This is a genomic window from Sporomusa sp., from assembly GCF_035561255.1.
Classification (GTDB): domain Bacteria; phylum Bacillota; class Negativicutes; order Sporomusales; family Sporomusaceae; genus Sporomusa.
In genome coordinates this window covers 1-3,270 of record NZ_DATMXX010000180.1, presented here as the reverse complement: position 1 = coordinate 3,270, position 3,270 = coordinate 1, and the positions used below count along the sequence as shown (strand labels likewise).

2 protein-coding genes and 1 riboswitch are annotated in these 3,270 nt (G+C 46.1%); of the genes, one reads left to right on the top strand and one right to left on the bottom strand.

The window, feature by feature from the left end; translation table 11 throughout:
- The first annotated feature begins 479 nt into the window (after positions 1-479).
- Entirely contained in the window at positions 480-1,802 is a 1,323-nt protein-coding gene (locus VN379_RS10120; protein ID WP_325533393.1) for an S-layer homology domain-containing protein, read from the top strand.
- 126 nt (positions 1,803-1,928) lie between these two features.
- On the opposite strand, the gene VN379_RS10115 is transcribed toward VN379_RS10120, so the two are convergent.
- A complete protein-coding gene (locus VN379_RS10115) occupies positions 1,929-3,071 on the bottom strand; it encodes a PLP-dependent aspartate aminotransferase family protein (protein WP_325533391.1) in 1,143 nt (380 codons plus the stop codon).
- 76 nt (positions 3,072-3,147) lie between these two features.
- Positions 3,148-3,245, bottom strand: a riboswitch (SAM riboswitch).
- Positions 3,246-3,270 lie beyond the last annotated feature (25 nt).

Genomic DNA, 3,270 nt, shown 5'->3' with positions numbered 1-3,270 from the left:
TTACAGTAGTTTAAGTTATAATTTAATCCAAAGTTAAATGCTGTGGATTAAGACTGATTGGAAAAAGCCGAAGGTCAGAATGCCGTTTCAATGAAACCGCTATTCTGGCTTTTTTATTTTATTCCAGGACTAATCCGCGCTAATGCTCCCTCATTTCTGTGCCTACCTGTTGCATCAAATTTTAAGTGTAATAAATCTATTCGTATTGACAACTGGCTAGCTAAAAGCTGGAGGCTGTTTCCCAATTAAACTGGGATACAGCTTTTTTATTAATATCAATAAAAGGAAGCCGCCCTCCCCGACCAAGAGTTGAGCGACTTCCTTCCCAGCACACCTCATGAAAGAGGTCTGCCTTGCTATAAATATAGCATTGTTTGACCTCCTCGTGCAAGGTGCAACTTGAAGGAGGTTTTGTTTATGTGCATTCATTTACAGTAATCTTGCGTTGAACAAATAAAATGATACGAGGAGGCAAAAACATGAAAAAATCAATGATAATGTTATTTACTATTATATTAGTTCTGAGTATTGCCGGTACAGCTGTGGCAGCAAACGATTTTTCCGACGTTGCTGCCAGGCATTGGGCTTATGACGCCGTTAGCCAGTTGCAGCAAGCGGGGTTGGTTGATGGCTATAGTGATGGTACATTTCGTGGCGATAAGGCCTTGACACGCTATGAATTCGCTGTTGTAATAGCACGGGGCCTGGAGAATTATACCAAAGCTAACACTCAGCAGAAGGGTTTATTGGATAAACTCTCGGCAGAATTTGCTGCCGAATTGAACAACATTGGTGTCCGTTTGAACAAGTTAGAGAAAAACCAGCCTAATCTTAAGTTTAGTGGCAATGCTGAAGTCCGTTATACCTCCCAGGATAATAACGGTACAGTTGCCTCCAGTGTCGGTGGTGCCTACCGCATCAGACTAAATGGTGTGGCTAAAGTCGATGATAACACCAATCTTGGTCTGCGACTGGCATCAGGCACGACAAAAGCAGGTACAAAATATAAATATTCCAGCGCTACTTTTACCAGTTTTGGGGCAAACTCAGCCGCAGATGATAACAAAAATAACGTTACGCTTGACCGGATTTTTCTGACTAGTAATATTGGTGCCGTGCAAACTACGGTTGGTGCCCAGGAGCTGAAGCTGGGTACTACTAATTTCATCGTAGATAGCGGCGTTACCAGCTTTGATGGTATAAAGTTTGCCACTGCGGCCGGGGCTGTTAATCTTGTCGGCAATTGGGGCCGTCAGCAAAAGAATTCGAATACAACTATTGAAGTCGCCTCGCTGGAGGCTGCTGCAAAACAGGGTAATTTCAATTATGGTGCCGGGTACGCCACCCTCAAAGACCGGGGGACTGTACATACAACCCTGGCAGAATACCTGTATGGCAATGCTAAATATCAATTTGATGCCGGTTTTTCGCTTGGGGGCGAGTATGTCTATAACCAGCAATCCGATTCAGATAAGACGGCCTGGACAGCTATAGCCACGATCGGCGATCAGGAGATTGTTAAAAAAGGCCAGAATAATGTGGTTGTAAAGTATTATAGGGTTGGTAAAAACTCTATTAGCAGACTGACGTCCTATAGCCTGCAAAGCAAGGCTGGGGCAGGTGTTACTGAGGCATTTTCTGATGTGAGAAATTTAAAGGGCCTGAACGTTGCTTATAATTATGGGTTCAGTAAAAACCTGACAGCCTATGTAGCCTACCAGAAACTAACTGATAGAGAGGCTGCTGCCGCTGATGACAGAGGGTTCCGCTACTATCGGGCGGCGGTAGTAGCCAAATTCTGATGACTAAGTTGCCGGGCCTGCTAAAGAGCTTGATAGTGCCTTGCGGATAAGATATTTTCACACCTAATATATGATAGAAATAGAGTCAGAGACTAGTCTCTGACTCTATTTCTTGAAATTTGGCACTTAGTCTAATGCTTGGGCTAGATCGGCAATAATATCCTCAACATCTTCAATGCCTACCGACAAGCGCAGCAGACAGTCGCTGATGCCTAACCGCTGACGGATGTCTGCCGGGATATCGGCATGGGTCTGGATGGCCGGGAAGGTAATCAGGGATTCGACACCGCCTAAACTCTCGGCAAATTGGAGGACTTTTACTTTACGCAGTATCTGCGCCGGCAGGCGGGGATGGTCCACGACAAAAGAGAGCATGCCGCCATAACCTGTAGCCTGCGCATCTTGTATCTCTTTGCCAGGATGATCTGGCAGCCCGGGATAATACACTTTGGTAACGCTGGGGTGAGCGGCCAGCCATTTGGCGACAATCAGAGCATTTTCTTCATGCTGACGTAATCGAATGGCCAGAGTTTTTAAGCCGCGCAGCAGCAGCCAGCTGTCCTGCGGACCGAGGATAGCGCCGGCAGCATTTTGGATAAAGCCAATTTTTTCACAGAGAGCAGCATCTTTGGCTACGACAAGACCACAGACAACATCATTATGGCCTGATAAATATTTGGAACCACTGTGCACGACGATGTCAGCACCAAGGGTTAGCGGCCGTTGCAGATAGGGGGATAAAAAGGTGTTATCAACAATAACATGAATGGAATTCTCGCTGTTTTTCCGGGCGAGCGCAACAATGGCTTTTATATCGGCGATTTTCATCAGCGGGTTTGTCGGGGTTTCCAGCAGGATGGCTTTGGTTGCTGGCTGCAGTGCCTGTTGTACCTGGTCGAGATCGCCGGTATCTACAAAAGTGGCAGTGAGGCCAAACTGATTAAATAATTTGTCCAGAATGCGGTATGTACCGCCGTAACAGTCTTCAGTTATGATGATATGATCACCAGGACGGTAAAGCATAAGTAGCGATGTAATGGCTGCCATGCCTGAGCCAAAGGCAAAGCCGGCATGGCCTTCTTCCAGTGCTGCCACGGCCTCTTCGACTGCTTTACGGGTCGGATTTTGAGTACGCGAATAGTCAAAGCCTGTACTGCGGCCAAGCTCGGGGTGGCGGAAGGTGGCTGTCTGATAGATAGGTGTGCTGATAGCACCTGTAGTTTTGTCAGTAACTAGACCGGCCTGAACAACTTTAGTAGCAAATTTCACAGTTAATCATCTCCTGTTCTAATAATGGAAAGAAAAAACAGCTCTTCCGCAAGAAGAGCCGCTTATATACGCTGATAACTCATCTTCCGGATTGCTCCGCTGGATTTAGCACCTTGCATAAACGCCGGTTGCCGGGTGTCATAGGGCCAGTCCCTCGACCACTCTTGATAAGTTTATATTCAATTATTGGATATTATTT

What these genes read in the sequence shown, in the direction of transcription:
- VN379_RS10120 (WP_325533393.1), top strand. Translation starts at nt 480, where the DNA reads ATGAAAAAATCAATGATAATGTTATTTACTATTATATTAGTTCTGAGT.